The sequence below is a fragment of the Acidovorax sp. genome (genome assembly GCF_046291265.1).
Classification (GTDB): Bacteria; Pseudomonadota; Gammaproteobacteria; order Burkholderiales; family Burkholderiaceae_C; genus Acidovorax.
Genome location: NZ_JBKBTV010000028.1, coordinates 18,273 through 36,038, shown reverse-complemented (window position 1 = coordinate 36,038; position 17,766 = coordinate 18,273). Strand labels below are relative to the sequence as shown.

Annotated in this window: 16 protein-coding genes; 12 read left to right on the top strand and 4 right to left on the bottom strand. The window is 64.7% G+C overall.

What is annotated here, in order from left to right; all coding sequences use genetic code 11:
• The first annotated feature begins 30 nt into the window (after window positions 1-30).
• The 6 genes from ACK41V_RS12535 to ACK41V_RS12510 all read left to right on the top strand — a co-directional run bounded on the left by ACK41V_RS12535 (window position 31) and on the right by ACK41V_RS12510 (window position 6,044).
• Window positions 31-891, top strand: a complete 861-nt coding sequence (locus tag ACK41V_RS12535) for an oxaloacetate decarboxylase (RefSeq protein ID WP_409782779.1) — start codon at window positions 31-33, stop codon at window positions 889-891.
• A gap of 242 nt (window positions 892-1,133) precedes the next feature.
• Window positions 1,134-2,516, top strand: a complete 1,383-nt coding sequence (locus ACK41V_RS12530) for a diguanylate cyclase domain-containing protein (RefSeq protein ID WP_409782778.1) — start codon at window positions 1,134-1,136, stop codon at window positions 2,514-2,516.
• Between the two features lie 198 nt (window positions 2,517-2,714).
• On the top strand, window positions 2,715-3,182 hold the full coding sequence (locus ACK41V_RS12525) for a CopD family protein (RefSeq protein ID WP_409782776.1): 468 nt from the start codon (window positions 2,715-2,717) through the stop codon (window positions 3,180-3,182).
• 128 nt (window positions 3,183-3,310) lie between these two features.
• Window positions 3,311-5,155 (top strand): ABC transporter ATP-binding protein, encoded by a 1,845-nt coding sequence (locus ACK41V_RS12520; RefSeq protein WP_409782811.1) that lies wholly within the window; start codon window positions 3,311-3,313, stop codon window positions 5,153-5,155.
• Window positions 5,156-5,255: 100 nt separating this feature from the next.
• Window positions 5,256-5,588: an EthD family reductase gene (locus ACK41V_RS12515; RefSeq protein ID WP_409782774.1), complete on the top strand. Its 333-nt coding sequence runs from the start codon at window positions 5,256-5,258 to the stop codon at window positions 5,586-5,588.
• A gap of 135 nt (window positions 5,589-5,723) precedes the next feature.
• Window positions 5,724-6,044 (top strand): XRE family transcriptional regulator, encoded by a 321-nt coding sequence (locus ACK41V_RS12510; protein WP_409782772.1) that lies wholly within the window; start codon window positions 5,724-5,726, stop codon window positions 6,042-6,044.
• A 125-nt stretch (window positions 6,045-6,169) separates the two neighbouring features.
• Here the strand turns inward: ACK41V_RS12510 and ACK41V_RS12505 are convergent, their stop codons facing one another.
• Together ACK41V_RS12505 and ACK41V_RS12500 are read right to left on the bottom strand one after the other, a co-directional pair.
• Complete coding sequence (locus tag ACK41V_RS12505; protein ID WP_409782770.1) at window positions 6,170-7,168, bottom strand: Bug family tripartite tricarboxylate transporter substrate binding protein; 999 nt, start codon at window positions 7,166-7,168, stop codon at window positions 6,170-6,172.
• A gap of 140 nt (window positions 7,169-7,308) precedes the next feature.
• The gene (locus tag ACK41V_RS12500) at window positions 7,309-8,400 is read right to left on the bottom strand and encodes a lactonase family protein (protein WP_409782768.1); all 1,092 of its coding nucleotides are present in this window, start codon (window positions 8,398-8,400) and stop codon (window positions 7,309-7,311) included.
• Between the two features lie 368 nt (window positions 8,401-8,768).
• Between ACK41V_RS12500 and ACK41V_RS12495 the strand changes: the two genes are divergently transcribed.
• The 4 genes from ACK41V_RS12495 to ACK41V_RS12480 all read left to right on the top strand — a co-directional run bounded on the left by ACK41V_RS12495 (window position 8,769) and on the right by ACK41V_RS12480 (window position 12,475).
• Complete coding sequence (locus ACK41V_RS12495) at window positions 8,769-9,749, top strand: Bug family tripartite tricarboxylate transporter substrate binding protein (protein ID WP_409782766.1); 981 nt, start codon at window positions 8,769-8,771, stop codon at window positions 9,747-9,749.
• Window positions 9,750-9,905: 156 nt separating this feature from the next.
• Window positions 9,906-10,817, top strand: coding sequence for a 5-dehydro-4-deoxyglucarate dehydratase (gene kdgD, locus ACK41V_RS12490; protein ID WP_409782764.1), 912 nt, complete (start codon window positions 9,906-9,908; stop codon window positions 10,815-10,817).
• A 164-nt stretch (window positions 10,818-10,981) separates the two neighbouring features.
• Complete coding sequence (locus tag ACK41V_RS12485; protein WP_409782762.1) at window positions 10,982-11,443, top strand: nuclear transport factor 2 family protein; 462 nt, start codon at window positions 10,982-10,984, stop codon at window positions 11,441-11,443.
• Between the two features lie 63 nt (window positions 11,444-11,506).
• The gene (locus ACK41V_RS12480) at window positions 11,507-12,475 is read left to right on the top strand and encodes a 2-hydroxyacid dehydrogenase (protein ID WP_409782760.1); all 969 of its coding nucleotides are present in this window, start codon (window positions 11,507-11,509) and stop codon (window positions 12,473-12,475) included.
• Window positions 12,476-12,776: 301 nt separating this feature from the next.
• On the opposite strand, the gene ACK41V_RS12475 is transcribed toward ACK41V_RS12480, so the two are convergent.
• Window positions 12,777-13,661 (bottom strand): LysR family transcriptional regulator, encoded by an 885-nt coding sequence (locus ACK41V_RS12475; protein ID WP_409782758.1) that lies wholly within the window; start codon window positions 13,659-13,661, stop codon window positions 12,777-12,779.
• 91 nt (window positions 13,662-13,752) lie between these two features.
• Here ACK41V_RS12475 and ACK41V_RS12470 point away from each other — a divergent pair, with 91 nt between their 5' ends.
• The gene (locus tag ACK41V_RS12470; protein WP_409782756.1) at window positions 13,753-14,199 is read left to right on the top strand and encodes a nuclear transport factor 2 family protein; all 447 of its coding nucleotides are present in this window, start codon (window positions 13,753-13,755) and stop codon (window positions 14,197-14,199) included.
• A 127-nt stretch (window positions 14,200-14,326) separates the two neighbouring features.
• Here the strand turns inward: ACK41V_RS12470 and ACK41V_RS12465 are convergent, their stop codons facing one another.
• Window positions 14,327-15,253, bottom strand: a complete 927-nt coding sequence (locus ACK41V_RS12465) for a LysR family transcriptional regulator (RefSeq protein ID WP_409782754.1) — start codon at window positions 15,251-15,253, stop codon at window positions 14,327-14,329.
• 108 nt (window positions 15,254-15,361) lie between these two features.
• Between ACK41V_RS12465 and metE the strand changes: the two genes are divergently transcribed.
• Complete coding sequence (metE, locus tag ACK41V_RS12460; RefSeq protein WP_409782753.1) at window positions 15,362-17,761, top strand: 5-methyltetrahydropteroyltriglutamate--homocysteine S-methyltransferase; 2,400 nt, start codon at window positions 15,362-15,364, stop codon at window positions 17,759-17,761.
• Window positions 17,762-17,766 lie beyond the last annotated feature (5 nt).

Here is a 17,766-nt window from a genome sequence, read left to right as displayed (position 1 = left end):
CTAAAAGTATAGCGTTTAAGTTCCCCATCCATGAACACCAAACAACAACTCAAAGCCCTGGCCAACGCCCGCCGGGGCGTCATCGTGCCCGGCGCCTTCAACGCACTCTCGGCCCGCGTGGTGGCCGACCTGGGTTTTGAAGCCATCTACATCACCGGCGCGGGCGTCACCAACATGTGGTTCGGCCTGCCGGACCAGGCCTTCATGGGGCTGACCGACATTGCAGACCACACGGCCCGCATCCGCGATGCGGTGGAGCTGCCGCTCATCGTGGATGCCGACACGGGCTTTGGCAACGCCCTCAACACCTACCACGCCGTGCGCACGCTGGAGCGCGCAGGCGCTGACTGCATCCAGCTGGAAGACCAGGTCAGCCCCAAACGCTGCGGGCATTTCAACGGCAAGGAGGTGATCAGCACCGACGAGATGCTGGGCAAGATCAAGGCCGCCGTAGACGCGCGCCGCGACCCAGACACCCTCATTCTGGCCCGCACCGACGCCTGCGCCACCCAAGGCTTTGAGGCCGCCGTGGAGCGTGCGCAGCGCTTTCAGGAGGCGGGCGCCGACATCCTGTTTGTGGAGGCCGTCACCACGCTGGAAGAGATCCGCGCCCTGCCCCAGCGGCTGGCCGCGCCGCAGCTGATGAACATGGTGATCGGTGGCAAGACCCCCATCACCAGCGCCGAAGAACTGGCCGGGCTGGGCTACGGGCTGGTGCTGTATGCCAACGCGGCGCTGCAGGGTGCGTTGGCTGGCATGCAAAAGGCGCTGACCGTGCTGCGCGACACCCAACGCATCGACGAAGACCCTGCCCTGGTGGCGCCGTTCGCCGAACGCCAGCGGCTGGTGCGTAAGAGCGAATGGGATGCTTTAGAACAAAAATATCAATGAAAAATGCCTCTAGCGCTTTATATATAAGCGCTAACAGCTATCAAAAACATAGTAACAAGCGAATAGAGCGCTGCACAAATGACGCGACACGGTTCCCTACCACCCCAGCGTTCAGCTATCAGTTCAGTAGCGTAATAGTCACATCTGGCGCGTTGAAATAGGGTTTATGCCAGCGCAAAGCTTTACAGGCGGTTCACAATAGGTTCTCCACGTCCTCTGTAAGCCCCTGCGCGCCGCGCCTTATGCACAGCATTTCTTCTCTCAACGTGGTGGACCTCCTGCTCGATGCGGTGTGCATCGTCGAGCCTGACAGCACCATTGTTTTCGTGAGCCCCGCGTTCGAGCGGATTTTTGGCTACACGCCAGAGGAAGCGGTCGGCAAGCGCATGCTGGACCTGGTGCACCCCGACGACAAACCCGCCACGGCGCAGCAGGCCCAGAGCGTGATGGACGGCAAACTGCAGCTGCAGTTTGAAAACCGCTACATCCGCAAGGACGGTGCCATTGCCCATATCCGCTGGACGGCCCGTTGGGTGCCCGAGCGCAAGGTGCGGCTGGCGGTGGCCCACGACATCACCGAGCGCAAGTTCACCGAATCCATGCAGGAGGCGATCTACGCCATCTCCGAAGCGGCGCACACCGCGCGGTCGCTGGAGACGCTGTTCGAGCGCATCCACCAGATCATCGGCAAGCTGCTGGCCGCCACCAACTTTGCGGTGGCGCTGTACGACCCGACGCAGGACCGGTTGAGCTTTCCGTACCACGTTAACGAACGCCACCCGGCCCCGGGCCCCCTGGCGTTGAGCGACGACGCGCTCTGCGCCGAGGTCATCCGCCACGGCAGCACCCTGCTGCTGACGCCCGAGACCCGCGCCACGCTGCCAAGCCGCGTGACCTTGCCGGCCGACCACGCACCCCTGTACTGGTTGGGTGTGCCCCTGCAATCGCAGACAGGCCCCATGGGCGCGCTGGTGCTGCAGGGCTACACCGAGCAGGCCCGCTACACCGACAAGGACAAGGAGCTGCTGCAGTTTGTCTCCACCCAGGTCGCGGCGGCCATTGACCGGCAGCAGATGCACGAGCGGCTGCAGCACATGGCGCAGTACGACCAGCTCACCCACCTGCCCAACCGCCAGCTGTTTCTGGACCGACTCAAGACCGCCCTGGCCCGCGCGCGGCGCGACGACCGGCTGCTGTCGCTGCTGTTCATAGACCTGGACCGTTTCAAGGACGTGAACGACACCCTGGGCCATGCCATGGGCGACCTGCTGCTGCAGCGGGTGGCGCAGCGGTTGATTGAGTCGGTGCGCGGCTCTGACACCGTGGCCCGGCTGGGCGGCGACGAGTTTGTGGTGCTGCTCGAAGGCGGCCAGGCGCGCGAACACGCCACCGCGGCGGCCGAAAAGATCCTGGCGGCGTTCAGCCACCCGTTTGACCTGGAAGGCAACCGCCTGCACATCCAGCCCAGCATTGGCGTGGCGATTTACCCCGAACATGGCGGTGAAGAACACCACCTGCTGGGCCACGCGGACGAGGCGATGTACGTGTCCAAAAAAAGCGGCGGCAACCAGGTGCGGGTGGCACGCCCGGCGCAGCCTGTGCCGGATGTCGTTCCTGCCAAATAGAAAAACGGCCACCCGCTAACGGCGCTGACGCCCGCAGGCAAGGTGCGCAATCTCCCGAACACACCCAGCCCTCGCAGGGATACAGCACGCGGTTGAAGGGCATTCCAAACGCCTGTCGCGGCACAATGCCGCCACAACGTCATCACCCCACAACCCATTGAAACGGCGCAGGTGCCCCCGCCCCCGCGCAACACACCCATGCTCTACAACGCCCTCCAGCTCGTCCATGTCCTGTCCATCATTGTGTGGATCGGTGGCATGGGGTTTGCCCATTTCTTCTTGCGCCCCGCAGCGCTGTCGTTGGAGCCACCGCAGCGCGTGTGCCTGATGCACGACGTGCTGCAGCGGTTTTTTGCGGCGGTGAGCGTGGCGGTGGTCGTGGTGCTGGGCAGCGGGCTGTGGATGATCGGCCGCGTGGCCAAGCAAACCGTGCAGGCCGGTGGCAGTTTTGCCATGCCGCTCGACTGGACCCTCATGGCCACGCTGGGCTTGGTGATGATGGCCCTGTTTGGGCACATCCGTTTTGCGCTGTTCAAGCGCCTGCAGCGCGCGGTGGCGGCATCGGACTGGGCCGCAGGCGGCAAGGCGCTGGGCAGCATTCGCACACTGGTGGGCGTCAATCTGGCGCTGGGCGTGGTGATTGTGGTGGTCACGCTGCTGATCTAGCCCGCGTGCTCCGCCTACCCCGTTTCTGAAGGGTGTGGGCGCGACCCTCGCGTTGCCGCGTGCATTGTCGGCAGGTGGCGAGCATGACCGCCGGGCCACGTAACATCGTGGCTTAAGGAGTCATGACTTTGTTCCGTTTTTTCGAAAGCCGCCTTCCCCCCTATCCCCCCGCAGAACCCCACCTGCCCCCCAAGGACTTCATGGCCTTTGTGTGGGATGGCACGCGTGGCCTGCGCGGCTACGTGGTCGCCATGGCCGGTCTGTCGGCAGCCATCGCCTTCTATGAGGCCCTGTTGTTTGCCGTGCTGGGCTACGTGGTGGACTGGATCTCGACCACCGCCCCCAGCGCACTGTGGGCCGAGCGCAAAGGAGCGCTGATCGGCATCACCGCGCTGCTGCTGGCCTCGGTGGTGCTGGTGGCGGTGCAGACCAGCATCAAGCACCAGGTGCTGGCCATCAACTTTCCGCTGCGCCTGCGCTGGAACTTTCACCGGCTGATGCTGGGCCAGAGCATGGCGTTTTATGCCGACGAGTTTGCGGGCCGCATCACCACCAAGGTCATGCAGACCGCACTGGCCGTGCGCGACATGATCTTCACGACGACCGACGTGGTGATTGGCATGGGCATTTACCTCGTCACCATCCTGGCGCTGCTGGCGGGGTTCGATGCGCGGTTGATCGTGCCTTTCGCGGTATGGATCGTGGCCTACGGCCTGGCCTGCTGGTACTTTGTGCCGCGCCTGGGCAAGGTGGGCAAGGCGCAGGCCGATGCGCGCTCGGTGATGACCGGGCGCATCACCGACGCCTACACCAACATCGCCACCGTCAAGCTGTTCTCGCACACCCGGCGCGAGTCTGAATTCGCCCGCGCCGCCATGGACGCGTTCAAGCTCACCGGCTATGCGCAGATGCGGCTGGTGAGCCGGTTCGAGATCGTGAACCACATCCTGGTGGTGGCGATGATTTTGGGCGCCTGCGGGACCGCGCTGTGGCTGTGGTCCGCCGGTGAAGTGGGTGCCGGGGCCGTGGCCGCCGTCACCGCCATGACACTGCGCGTGTCAGGCCACGCGCACTGGGTGATGTGGGAGATGACCACCCTGTTCGAGAGCGTGGGCACCATCCAGGACGGCATCAACACGCTGACCAAACCCCACACCGTGATCGACGCGCCCGATGCCAAACCGCTGAGCGTGGCGCAGGGCGAGGTGCGCTTTGACAACATGACCTTTGCTTACGGCCAGGGCGCCAATGCGCGTGTGGTGATTGACCGGCTCAACCTGACCATCCGCCCCGGCGAGAAGATCGGCCTCATCGGCCGGTCGGGCGCGGGCAAATCCACCCTGGTCAACCTGCTGCTGCGCTTTCATGACGTGCAGTCGGGCCGCATCCTCATCGACGGGCAGGACATCGCCCAGGTCACGCAAGACAGCCTGCGCCGCAACATCGGCATGGTCACGCAAGACACCTCATTGCTGCACCGCTCCATGCGCGACAACATCCTGTACGGCCGCCCCGACGCGAGCGAGGCTGACCTGCACCAGGCGGCCGAGCGCGCCGAGGCGTCGGACTTCATCGCCACGCTGACCGACCTACAGGGCCGCACCGGCTACGAGGCGCATGTGGGCGAGCGCGGCGTGAAGCTCTCGGGCGGCCAGCGCCAGCGTGTGGCGATTGCGCGTGTGATGCTGAAAGACGCGCCCATCCTGCTGCTCGACGAAGCCACCAGCGCGCTGGACTCCGAGGTGGAAGCCGCCATCCAGCAAAGCCTGCACGGCCTGATGCAGGGCAAGACCGTGATCGCCATTGCCCACCGCCTGTCCACCATCGCCGCCATGGACCGCCTCATCGTGATGGACGCGGGCCGCATCGTCGAAGAAGGCACCCATGCGCAGCTGCTGGGCCAGGGCGGCGTGTATGCGCGGCTGTGGGGACACCAAAGCGGTGGCTTTCTGGGCGAGTCGGAAGAGGACTGAGTCTCCATAAAGCGGAACCGGCGCTGTCGCGCAGGCGGCTGTGGGACCAGCGCGATGTGCCTACCGTGACGGGTTTTGAAACCTCCACCGAAAGTCTCGGATGATCAAAGTCATCGCCCTGTACCGCTGGCGCGAAGGCGCCACCTTCAACCACGACTACTACCACGGCGAACACATGCGCATCGCCCGCGCGGCATTGCAGCCGCTGGGCCTGGTGCGGCTGGAGAGCGACCGCGTGCTCTACCCCGGCGAACCCCGCCCCGGCCAGGTGGTGGCGCTGACCAATGCTTTCTTCAGTGACCTGCAGCAAGCGCAGACCGCGGCCAAAGAGACAGCGGCGGTGCTGATGGCCGATGTGCCGAACTACACCAACATAGCGCCCGAGTCTTATCTGGCGCAGTTGAACGAACACAGCCTGGCCAACGCAGGCTGACCGCGGTTGAGCACGGGGCGCCAACAAATTTTGAGTGAAAATGGCCTCTAGCGCTTATCCATCAAGCGCTAGTAGCTATCAATATCGAAGCAAACTACTGTTTGCCACTGTACTTACGCCAGCCTTCGGCCCGCCATGACGAATCCAGACACTGCGCCCACACACACGCCCCTGCACATGCCCGTCCCCACCGGCGACCAGCTCAAAGCCGCGCGCGTTGCCGCCGGTCTGAGCCAGGCCCAGGCCGCCGAGCTGATGGGCTACCCGCTGCAAACGGGCAGCCGTGGCGGCGTGCAGTCGCGCACCTGGCAGGCGCTGGAGAGCACCAGCGACGAGCGCAACATGCAGGGGCCGGTGTTTGCTATGTTTCTGCTGCTGACAGGGCAGCACCCGGACTTTGTGCTGGCCCCGCGCCCTGCTCCGGACCACCCGGACCGCACGGTTCAAGCCGACTGACCAACCGCGCCGCCATAAAAAAAGCGGAACAACCCGAAGGCGGTTCCGCAAAATCTTCACAGGGAGATGGGGTGCCGCGGTGGGCGGCGGTGCGCAATGCTATTCAGTGCTGTGCGCAGAGGCGCTCAATCCACTTTGATATTGGCCGCCTTGATGACCTGGGCCCACTTCTCGACTTCGGCCTTCTGGAACGCGGCGATCTGGGTCACGTTCATGTCGGCAGGCTCCATGCCAAAGCCCTTGAGGCGGGTTTGCATGTCGGGCTGGGCCAGAATTTTGCGGATCTCGTCGTGCAGGCGGGTGACGACCGGTGTGGGCGTGCCGGTGGGCACAAAGATGGCTTGCCAGGACTGCACCTGAAAGTCCTTCAGCTCTGCCACACCCGATTCGGCCACCGTGGGCACGTCGGGCATGGAGGCCAGGCGCTGGGCCGAGGTGACGGCAATGGCGCGCAGCTTGCCGCTCTGGATGTGCGGCGCCGCCACCACCGTGGTGTCAAACATCATGTCGACCTGGCCGCTGATCACGTCCTGAATGGCCGGACCGCTGCCTTTGTAAGGGATGTGCGTGAACTTCACGCCCGATTTGAAGGCCAGCAGTTCCACCGCCAGATGCTGCGAGCTGCCCGTGCCGGCAGACGCCGACGACAGACCGCCCTGTTTGCCCTTGGCACCCGCCAGCACGTCCTTCAAGGTCTTGTACGGGCTGTTGGCAGCCACCACCAGCACCACGGGGTTGGTGCCGATCAGCGTGACGGGGTGGAACGACTTGATGGGGTCGTAGCCCAGTTTGGGGTACAGGCTGATGTTGATGGCGTGCGAGCTGACGGTGCCGCCCAGCACGGTAAAGCCGTCCGGCGCCGAGCGCGCAGCGGCTTCAGAACCAATGCTGCCTGCCGCGCCGCCCTTGTTCTCCACCACCACCGTGGTACCCAGGGCGGTGCCCAGTTGCTGGCCAATCAGGCGCGCCAGGGTGTCGGTGGTGCCGCCTGCGGCAAACGGCACCATATACGTGATGGGTTTGCCGGTGGGCCAGGTGGCCTGGGCTGCTGCGGGCAGGCTGATGAGGGCGCTGCAGGCGGCTGCCGCCAGGGCTGCGGTGTGGATGAGGGTTCTGCGTTGCATGGTGGTGTCTCCTGGTTATGAATGAATCAACGAATCAATGAACGAATGCCGAGGAAAGAAGGCGCTTGAATAAACATCAGACGCGCAGGGCAACCGAAAAGCGTGACGAAAAGGGCGAGCGAAGGGTGAGCAAAAGGCGCTCAGGGCAGATCCACGATCTCTACCCAGTTGGGGTTCTTGCCCGCAGGCACCCGCGTGGGTGTGCCGGGGATGCCGGTGGCGGGGTCGATGGGGTGCAGCGCCACGTGGTGCGACTCCTGTCCCGCCGCAACCAAAAAGCGGCCCAACGCATCCACCGCAAATCCGCGCGGCGATTTCTCGGTGGGCACCTGGCCCAGCGGCTGCAACTGGCCCGTGGCGGCATCAACGCGGAAGCTGCTGAGCGTGCTGGACGTGCGCTCGGACGCATACAGCGTGCGGCCATCGGGCGACAGGTGAATGTCCGCCGCCCAGGGCTTGCCGGTAAAACCTGCGGGCAATGCGGTGGTGCGCTGCACCGCGCGCAAGGTGCCGCGCTCTTTGTCGTACGCCATCACGTGGACAGCCGCATCCAGCTCGTTAAGCACATACATGTGCCGCTGGTCGCGGTCCCACACAAAGTGGCGCGGGCCCGACTTTTCGGGCGCCACGGTGGTCAGCGCGGGTTCGTGGGCCGCGAGCCGGCCGGTTTCGGCATCAAAGCGCCAGGCCGACAGGTTGTCGCCGCCCAGGCTGGTGGCAAACACATGGCGGTTGGATGCATCGGCGTGGATGGCGTGGGCGTTGGGCGCCGTGGGGATGAGCTGCTGCACGGCGCCCACGGCACCGTCCTTGCCAATGCTGTTGACCGTGATCTTGTGGCCGGGGTACGAAGCGGCAAACAGCCAGCGGCCGGTGGCGTCGGTGTCAATGTTGGCCATGCTGTCGGCCAGCGGCGCCTCGCCCAGCTTGCGCAGTTTGCCGCTGGCGGGGTCAATCGCCAGGCTCACCACCCGAAAAGGCTGCGAGCGCAGCGCCACATACAACACGCGCTTGTCCGGGCTGACGGCCATGGGCATGGCGTTGCCGCCCAACGCCGTGGTGTCCACAGGCTTGAGCGCAGCGGCGTTTCGGTCAAGTTCAAACACCGAGACATCCTGGCTGTCCGCGTTGGACACATAAACCCAGGTGGCGGCCCAACTGCCCGGCGCAGCAAGGGCGCACAGCGCCGTCAGTGCGAGCGGCGCGGCCCGGGTGCGAAACACAGCGTGCATTGCAAGGTCTCCTTTGTAGTCAGCGCAGCCCAGCAAGGGCAGCGCGGTGATGGGTTGCGTTCGACCGTGTGGCGACGGATCAGGATCGTCTGCCTTGGTCCCTAAACGGCCAATTGTCATATGTCGTCATACAACATGGAGGTGCATTGTCACGCCGAATAGGTGTTCGGCTTCAAAGGGATTACCCGAGGATTCGGCATATCCCTTCAGCCCCATCCCCCTCTGTAAACCGGGGATTTATCGCCTCAAAAAGCTAGTGAAAACCCTTGGTTTCTGGCGCAAAACCGACTTTTTTGATGCGGTCCATTGTTTTCTTTCATGCTTGGTTGTACGATGACTAACAACAAGACTTCTACTGGAGACATCCGATGACTTTGACCCGCCGAACGGCCCTTCTGGCCTGCACCGCCGCCCTGGCTACCGCCACGGCCACCGCCCAAACCGCATCAACCGCCCAATGGCCCGCCAAGACCTTGCGCATCGTGGTGCCCTACCCACCGGGTGGCAGCTCGGACATCATTGCCCGGTCCATCAGCCAGGTGATGTCGGACGCGCTCAAGCAATCGGTCATCGTCGAAAACAAGCCCGGCGCCAACGGCAACCTGGGCGCCGACTTTGTGGCCAAGTCCGATCCGGACGGCTACACCATGCTGCTGTGCGACGTGGGCGCGCTGGCCATCAGCCCCTCCGTCTATACCAAGCTGTCGTTCGACCCCTCCAAGGACCTGCGTGGCGTGACCATGCTGGCCTACTCGCCCCACCTGCTGGTGGTGCACCCGTCGGTGCCGGTCAGCAACTTCAAAGAGCTGGTGGCGTACTCGAAAAAGAACGACCTGAACTTTGCCGTGACGGCCACCGGCAGCGCCCCCCACGTAGCGGGCGTGGCGCTGGAGCGCGCCAGCGGTGCGCGCTGGCAGTACATCCCTTACAAGGGCGGCGTCACCGCCATTCAAGACACCGTGGCTGGACAAACCCAGATTCTGATGAACGGCATGCTGGCCACCCTGCCCCACGTGCAAAGCGGCAAGCTCAAGGTGCTGGGAGTTTCCAAAGCCACCCGCATGCCGCTGATCGGCGATGTGCCCACCATTGCCGAGCAGGGCGTGACCGGTTTCGAGTCGGGCACCTGGCAAGGCATTCTGGTGCCGCGCGGCACGCCAGAAGCCGTGGTGCAAAAGCTCAACAACGCCTTCATCACCGCCATCCGCTCGCCTGAAATCCGCTCGCGCCTGGCCGGCCAGGGCGCCGAAGTGGTGACCATGACTCCGACCGAGCAAGACCAGTTCTTCGCCAAGGAACGCGCCCGCTGGGCCACCGTGGTCAAGGCCGCCAACATCAAGCTCGACTGATTTAGAGCGGCCAACAAAGCTCTTCTGGCGTCGTTGCCGCGTCTTGTCGTACTGCCCGTACTGCCTGCGACGCAGCGCCTGGCCAGAACCGCTTCGCTGAGTTGTATTCGCCGCTCTTAGCCCTTCCTCCTTTTTCTTACCGGACCTGCACTCACCATGACCCCCCAAGAACTCAAATCCATCATGGGCTCCGGCCTGCTGTCCTTCCCGATCACGGACTTTGACGAGCAGGGCGAGTTTCGCCCCAAGACCTACATCGAGCGCCTGGAGTGGCTGGCCCCCTACGGCGCCAGCGCGCTGTTTGCCGCCGGTGGCACGGGCGAGTATTTCTCGTTGGCTGGCGCCGAGTACAGCCAGGTCATCCAAACCGCTGTGGACACCTGCCGCGGCAAGGTGCCGATCATTGCGGGCGCTGGCGGCCCCACCCGCACCGCCATCGCCCACGCACAAGAGGCCGAGCGCCTGGGCGCGCACGGCATTCTGCTGTTGCCGCATTACCTGACCGAAGCGGGCCAGGAAGGCCTGATCGAGCATGTGGCGCAGGTCTGCAACAGCGTGAAGTTTGGCGTCATCGTCTACAACCGCGACCGCACCAAGCTGACGGCCGAGTCGCTGGCCATCCTGGCTGAGCGCTGCCCGAACCTGGTGGGTTTCAAGGACGGCGTGGGCAACATCGAAATCATGTCTTCGATCTACATGAAGATGGGCGACCGCTTCTCGTACCTGGGCGGCCTGCCTACAGCCGAGGTGTATGCCGCGGCGTACAAGGCGCTGGGCACGCCGGTGTATTCGTCGGCGGTGTTCAACTTCATCCCCAAGACGGCGATGGAGTTCTACAAGGCGGTGGCGGCTGACGACATTGCCACCCAGCACCGTCTGCTCAAGCAGTTCTTCATGCCGTATCTGGCCATCCGCAACCGGGTGGAAGGTTATGGCGTGAGCATCATCAAGGCGGGCGCCAAGATCGTGGGCCACGACGGCGGCCCGGTGCGCGCACCGCTGACCGACCTCAAGCCTGCTGAGATGGAAGAACTCAAGGCGCTGATTGACAAGCTCGGCCCGCAGTAAGCACCCCGATCAATGCGTCAAAGGGCCTGGTTCACCAGGCCCTTTTTTGCAGCGATTTGCGCACCCGACACACACCACACAACACCCCGCGCCCGGTCGTGCACGGGCGCGGGGTGCCCCCATGCGGCACGCCACAACGTATACAAAAGACGGAGACAAACAACATGTTGAAGACCCTCATCCTCGCCGCAGCGGGCGCCCTGGCCCTGGTCGCACTGAGCGGCTGCGCCAGCCACGCAACCACTGCGGCATCGGCATCGTCCGAGCAAGCCGTGGCCGCAGCCGCCGAGCGACTGCGCCTGGCCATGATCGACCCCACACCCGCCGCCCTTGCCCCGCTGGTGGCTGACGACCTGAGCTACGGGCACTCCGGCGGTCGCGTGGACACCAAGGACAGTTTCATCGGCGACCTGGTGGCGGGCAAATCTGATTTCGTCACCATCACCATCACCGACCAGACCATCAAGGTCGTGGGCCACACCGCCCTGGTGCGCCACACCCTCACGGCCGACACCAACGACTCGGGCAAGCCCGGCAAGGTGCAGATCAAGATCCTGGGCGTGTGGCAGCAGCAAGGCGGCAGCTGGAAGCTGCTGGCCCGCCAGGCCGTTCGTGTGGCGGCATGATGTAGCCACCGGGTCGCTGTAGGCGGCCCTTTTTTCGACCCCTTCCTCCTCCTTCAGAGACCCATGACCACAGCCACCCTGCCCCGCATCCTGCAAATCGGCCGCCTGCCCCTGCCTGCGCTGGAGGCCGAGTTAGCGGCCCGGTACAACGTCACCTGCCTGGCCGACCAGCCCGATGCGACGGCGTTTCTGGCAGCTCAAGGTGCGGAGTTCAGCGGGGTGGTGACCACAGCCGCCATTGGCCTCAAGGGCGAGGTCATTGCTGCACTACCGAACCTCCAGGTCATCAGCAGCTTTGGTGTGGGGTTTGACGCGCTGGACATCGCCGCCGCCAAAGCCCGTGGTGTGCCCGTGGGCTATACGCCCGGCGTGCTCAACGACTGCGTGGCCGACATGGCATTTGCGCTGATGCTGGATGTGTCGCGCAACATTGCGGCCAGCGACCGTTTTGTGCGCCGGGGCGAATGGCCCAAGGCCCGATTTGCCTTGGGGAGCCGCGTGTCTGGCAAGCGCCTGGGCATTGTTGGCATGGGCCGCATCGGCCAGGCCGTGGCCGAGCGCGCGGCGGGGTTCCGCATGGAGGTGGGGTACCACAACCGCCGCCCGGCGGAGGGCTGCGCGTTGTCCTATTTCGAGTCTTTGACCGCCCTTGCGCAATGGGCCGACTACCTGGTGCTGACCGTGGCCGGGGGCGCAGGCACACGCCATCTGGTCAACGGCGATGTACTGAACGCCCTGGGACCGAATGGCTACCTGATCAACGTGGCGCGCGGCACCGTGGTCGATGAGGCCGCGCTGATCGCAGCCCTGGCCGAACGCCGCATTGCCGGTGCCGGGCTGGATGTGTTCGAGGACGAACCCAACGTGCCCGACGCCCTGATGGCGCTGGACAACGTGGTGCTGACCCCGCACACCGCCAGCGCCACGCACGAAACCCGCCGGGCGATGGCGGATCTGGTGCTCGAGAATTTGCAGGCGTTTTACGCCACCGGGGCGGTGCTAGTGCCGGTGCCGGGGACTGGTCGGCCCTGAGACTTGCTGCGACGACTGTGCCTGGGCGCGCGCCCAGCTCTACCCGGCTGTTCCCCCCTCGCCCCTCGCGGGAGAGGGACGGGGAGAGGGGGTGACGGAGCAAGCACCGCGCTTGTTCTGCCCCTCTCCCCCACCCTCTCCCACAAGGGGCGAGGGAGCTGAAGGCGGCGCGGCTGAGCTCAGGGGCTAAAAATTAAGTCATTTTAGCCTCTAGCGCTTATCCATCAAGCGCTAGCAGCTATCAAAATAGAAGTATTTACGGACTGACTGCACACCCGCAGCCCCGCCGTTTTTCAAGGCGTCAAGACTCCTCAGTGTTCACAAACCTCTTTGCAAACACCTCCGGGTCCACCCGCGGCTTGACGCCTTTCAACTGAAACAGCCACATCTCGTACAACGGCAATGACTCGGTCAACCGCAACGGAACCACCCACTCGGCGGCGGTGCCCAACAGTGCGGGATGGGGGAACACCGCAAGCAGGTCGGACTGGATGACCAGGTTCAGCATGCTGGCAAAGTCGGCGCAGCGCACAGACATCGGGGGCGCTGGCATGCGCCGCACGCGGTGCGCCTCGGTCAACACATCCACAGGTCCGCTGACGCTGGGCCCTACACACGCCCACGCCGCGCCCTGCAGTTGTGCCAGAGACTGCGCCTGGGCCAGCGGGTGGTGGCGGCGCACGTAAATGAGCGGGTGCAGTTCATACAACTGCCACTGCGCCACATCGGGGTGCGCAAACTTGCGCGGCTTGGGCGCTATGACGGCGTCGAACTGCCGCCGCAAAAGGCCCGTGAGCAGGCTGCCCTCATCGGCCGTGCTCATGTGCAGTGATCGCCTCGCGTCTGGCAGACACCAGCTTTCATACAGGGTGGGGCCACACACCAGGGCGGCAGAGGTGGTGAGCCCGACGCGCAGTACCCGCCGGTCCGCAGGTTTTGGCACTGCCAAGGGCAACGCATCCATGCGCTGCGACAGAGACAACGCCTCTGCTGCCACACTGCGCGCCAGCTCGGTGGGCACATGGCGGCGCCCCTCGCGCACCAGCAAGGGCGCGTTGAACTGGTTTTGCAGGGCCTTCAGGCCATAGCTGATCGCTGGTTGCGAAACGCCGCAGGCCTTGGCCGCCAAAGCAAAAGAGCCGTGTTCGATGACCGACTGGAGGTATTGCAGGTTGCGCAGATACATAAGCCGAATTTATGGTTGGAGTGCCATTGTGGCTTGTGCACCAGCGCGGCCCGAACGAAGCTACGCCCTCCAACCAACACCGACTGCATTCATGACCACTGCGCAACTCGACACTGTCCGCACCTACCTCGCGCACCTGCATGCCAGCCACACCGACGGCCTGATCGCCTGCTTTGAAGACGATGGGGTGGTGCACTCGCCCTTTCTGGGCACCATGCGGGCCAACGATTTCTTCAAGAAACTGGCCCAGGCCTCCAGCGGCAGCGTGATCACCGTGCTGGATCTGTTTGTATCCGCCCAACCAGAAAGCGGCGGCGCGGTGCGTGTTGCCGCCTACTTCCGCTACGACTGGACCTTGAGCGATGGCCGCGAGGTGACCTTCACCTGCGTGGACGTGTTCACGTTTGATGCGGGCAGCACGCGCATCCGCGACATGAACATCGTCTACGACACCCACCCACTGCGCGAAGAGGTGGGCGATAAGTACGCTCCTGATCCGGTCAAGGATGACCTGCATAACCCTCGCGGTCGGGGGTAGTGCGGATCGGGATGGGCCGCAAGGCATCTTTTCGCAGCCAATAGCCCGGCTATTGGCAAGAAAAGCAACGCAGCGGACCGCCCGAGGCCGCGCTATCACCGGCCGCAGGGAGTTATGCAGGCCATCCTCAAAGCAACTCCACGCCCTTGAGCGTCACAAAACTCGTCTCACGCGTGACCTGCACAAAGTCCTGCAGATACGGTTTGGCCGACAGGCTTGGCAGGCTGACCGCGTGCAGTTCGCCGCGCAAACCCTTGACACCAATCGGTCGCGCCGTGACATACCCCCGGTCCAGGTAACTCTGCACCGCCCACAGCGGCAGCGCCGCCACACCCCGCCCGCTGGCCACCAGTTGCAGCATGGCCACCGTCAGCTCAGTGGTGCGGCGCGGGGGGCGCACACCGGCGGGCTCCAGCACCTGGCGGATCAGGTCCAGCATTTCGTCGGGCACGGGGTAGGTGATGATGGTCTGGTCGGCAAAGTCCTCTGCCACCAGGTGCGGCTTGCTCACCAGCGGGTGCGTGTTGGCCAACAGCGCGCGGATTTCAAAGCCAAACAGCGGGTGGTAGTCCACGCCTGCCTCGTCACCATCGACCTCCGACACGATGGCCACATCGGCCCGGCCTTGGTGCAGCAGGCCCACGGGGTCGGCATGGAAGCCGCTCACAATGTCCAGCTCCACCTCGGGCCAGCGGGTGCGAAACGCGTCCATGGCGGGCATGAGCCAGTCAAAACAGGTGTGGCATTCGACCGCAATGCGCATTTGCCCGCCCTGCCCCAGCACCAGGCGGGCGATGTCGCGCTCTGCCCCTTCAACCTGCGGCAGCACGGTATCGGCCAGCCCCAGCAGGCATTCGCCCACGGCGGTGAACTGCGGGGGCACGGATTTGCGCTCGAACAGCGGCTGGCCGTAACGGTCTTCCAGCAGCTTGATCTGGTGCGACAGCGCCGACTGCGTGAGGTTGAGCAACTGCGCGGCCCGTACCAGGCTGCCGCTGTCGCGCAGGGCGACCAACGTGCGCAGGTGGCGAACTTCCAGAATGGACTGGTTCATTATTAATTTTCAAGTTGAACGGCCAAAACTTTCGTTTGAATAATAAACGAGGCCACGCGACCATCGGTACTTCCATGTTTTGCTCTGTCTTAGAAGAAGGAAATCGCCATGTCGCTCGCCACCACGTTCCGCCGCCCCGTGCTCACGCACACGCTGGGCTTTCCGCGCATGGGTGCGCAGCGGGAGCTGAAGTTCGCCCTGGAATCGTTCTGGCGTGGCGACAGCACGGAGGTTGACCTGCACACCACTGCCGTCCAGTTGCGCCAGCTCCATTGGCAGGCGCAGGCCGACGCGGGCCTGGGGTTTGTCACCGTGGGCGACTTTGCGCTGTACGACCACGTGGCCAACCACATTCAGCTGCTGGGCTGCGAACCTGTCCGTTTTGGCTTCGACCGCGATACATCGGAGTTGGCGCGCTACTTTGCGATGGCACGGGGCGTGTCGGCCCACGCCGCTGAAGACCACCCAGGCTGCAGCGCCAGTTGCACCGCCCAGCACACCACCGCAGGCCAGCCCGCGCTGGAGATGACCAAGTGGTTTGACACCAACTACCACTACCTCGTGCCCGAGTTCAGCGCCCACACCCAGTTCCACCTGGCCAGCGAGCGCCTGTTTGCCGAAGTCGCCGAGGCACAGGCCCTGGGCCTCCGCGTCAAGGCCGTGCTGCTGGGGCCACTGAGCTTTTTGTGGCTGGGGAAATCCAAGGTGGCGGGTTTTGACCGCTTCAGCCTGCTCGCGCAGCTGCTGCCTGTGTACGAGGCCGTGCTGGCGCGCCTGAAGGCCCAGGGTGTGGAATGGGTGCAGATCGACGAACCCATCCTGGGGCTGGACCTGCCCGATGTGTGGCGCCATGCGTTCGAACCCAGCTACTGGCAACTGGCACGCAGCGCGCCCAAGCTGCTGCTGGCCACCTACTTCTCGCCCCTGGCCGAGAACCTGCGCCTGGCATGCCAGCTGCCCGTAGCGGGCCTGCATGTGGATGCCGTGCGCGCGCCCGACGAGCTGGTGGGCGTGGCCGACTGGCTCCCCTCGCACAAGGTGTTGTCGGTGGGCATCGTGGATGGCCGCAATATCTGGCGCACCGACCTGGATGCCGCCTTGGCCCAACTGCGCCCGGTGGCCGACAAGCACCAGGGCGAGCTGTGGCTGGCGCCGTCATGCTCGCTGCTGCATGTGCCGTTCAGCCTGTTGGCCGAAACGCAGCTCGACGCCGAGGTGAAGTCGTGGCTGGCGTTTGCGGTGGAAAAGCTAGACGAGCTGCGCGTGCTCTCCACCGCCTTGTCACAAGGCGAGGCGGCGGTGGATGACGAACTGCACGCCGCCCGCACCGCCCTGGCCGCGCGCCGCGCGAGCCCCCGTGTCCATCGCGCCACCGTAGCCGCCCGCCTTGCTGCGGCCGCGCCAGGGGCCGACCAGCGCCACAACGCCTTTTCTGCCCGACAAAAGGCACAGCGCGCACGGCTGAAACTTCCCCTGCTGCCCACCACAACGATTGGCTCCTTCCCGCAGACGGCCGAGATCCGCGCTGCCCGCGCCGCCTTCAAACGCGGCGCGCTCAACGCCGCGCACTACCAGCAAAAGATGGAGGCTGAAATCACCCTTGCCGTGCGCAAGCAGGAAGCCTTGGGGCTGGACGTGCTGGTGCACGGCGAGGCCGAACGCAACGACATGGTCGAATACTTTGGCGAGCAGCTCGACGGTTTTGCCTTCACCGGCAACGGCTGGGTACAAAGCTATGGCTCACGCTGCGTGAAGCCGCCCATCATCTACGGCGATGTGGGCCGCCCCGTGCCCATGACGGTGGCCTGGACGCAGTACGCCCAGAGCCTGACCACCAAGCCCATGAAGGGCATGCTCACCGGCCCCATCACCATCCTGCAGTGGAGCTTTGTGCGCGACGACCAGCCCCGCGCCACCACAGCCGACCAGATTGCCTGGGCCATCCGCGACGAGGTGTGCGACCTGGAGGCTGCGGGCATCGCCATCATCCAGATCGACGAGCCCGCGATCCGCGAAGGGCTGCCGCTGCGCCGCTCCGGATGGAAGAGCTACCTGGACCGCGCCACCCGCGCCTTTCGCATCAGCGCCAGTGGCGTGCGCAACGACACGCAGATCCACACCCACATGTGCTACAGCGAGTTCAATGACATCCTGCCCGCCATCGCGGCCATGGACGCCGATGTGATCACGATTGAAACCAGCCGGTCGGACATGGAGTTGCTGCAAGCGTTCGGTGCAAGCGCCTCAGGAGGCGCGGGCGACTTCAAATATCCGAACGAAATCGGCCCCGGCGTGTACGACATCCACTCGCCGCGCGTGCCCAGCGTGCAGGAAATGGCCGCGCTGCTGGAGAAGGCCGCCGAGGTGGTGCCCGTCGAACACCTTTGGGTGAACCCCGACTGCGGCCTCAAGACCCGGGGCTGGCCCGAGACGGAAGCCGCGTTGCGCCACATGGTGCAGGCGGCGCAGGAAGTGCGTGAGCGGCTGCTGGAGGAAGCGGCGGCCTGATAAGG

What these genes read in the sequence shown, in the direction of transcription:
- kdgD (WP_409782764.1), top strand. Translation starts at nt 9,906, where the DNA reads ATGACCCCCCAAGAACTCAAATCCATCATGGGCTCCGGCCTGCTGTCC.
- ACK41V_RS12470 (WP_409782756.1), top strand. Translation starts at nt 13,753, where the DNA reads ATGACCACTGCGCAACTCGACACTGTCCGCACCTACCTCGCGCACCTG.
- ACK41V_RS12525 (WP_409782776.1), top strand. Translation starts at nt 2,715, where the DNA reads ATGCTCTACAACGCCCTCCAGCTCGTCCATGTCCTGTCCATCATTGTG.
- metE (WP_409782753.1), top strand. Translation starts at nt 15,362, where the DNA reads ATGTCGCTCGCCACCACGTTCCGCCGCCCCGTGCTCACGCACACGCTG.
- ACK41V_RS12510 (WP_409782772.1), top strand. Translation starts at nt 5,724, where the DNA reads ATGACGAATCCAGACACTGCGCCCACACACACGCCCCTGCACATGCCC.
- ACK41V_RS12530 (WP_409782778.1), top strand. Translation starts at nt 1,134, where the DNA reads ATGCACAGCATTTCTTCTCTCAACGTGGTGGACCTCCTGCTCGATGCG.
- ACK41V_RS12535 (WP_409782779.1), top strand. Translation starts at nt 31, where the DNA reads ATGAACACCAAACAACAACTCAAAGCCCTGGCCAACGCCCGCCGGGGC.
- ACK41V_RS12475 (WP_409782758.1), bottom strand. Translation starts at nt 13,661, where the DNA reads ATGTATCTGCGCAACCTGCAATACCTCCAGTCGGTCATCGAACACGGC.
- ACK41V_RS12480 (WP_409782760.1), top strand. Translation starts at nt 11,507, where the DNA reads ATGACCACAGCCACCCTGCCCCGCATCCTGCAAATCGGCCGCCTGCCC.
- ACK41V_RS12495 (WP_409782766.1), top strand. Translation starts at nt 8,769, where the DNA reads ATGACTTTGACCCGCCGAACGGCCCTTCTGGCCTGCACCGCCGCCCTG.
- ACK41V_RS12515 (WP_409782774.1), top strand. Translation starts at nt 5,256, where the DNA reads ATGATCAAAGTCATCGCCCTGTACCGCTGGCGCGAAGGCGCCACCTTC.
- ACK41V_RS12465 (WP_409782754.1), bottom strand. Translation starts at nt 15,253, where the DNA reads ATGAACCAGTCCATTCTGGAAGTTCGCCACCTGCGCACGTTGGTCGCC.
- ACK41V_RS12500 (WP_409782768.1), bottom strand. Translation starts at nt 8,400, where the DNA reads ATGCACGCTGTGTTTCGCACCCGGGCCGCGCCGCTCGCACTGACGGCG.
- ACK41V_RS12485 (WP_409782762.1), top strand. Translation starts at nt 10,982, where the DNA reads ATGTTGAAGACCCTCATCCTCGCCGCAGCGGGCGCCCTGGCCCTGGTC.
- ACK41V_RS12505 (WP_409782770.1), bottom strand. Translation starts at nt 7,168, where the DNA reads ATGCAACGCAGAACCCTCATCCACACCGCAGCCCTGGCGGCAGCCGCC.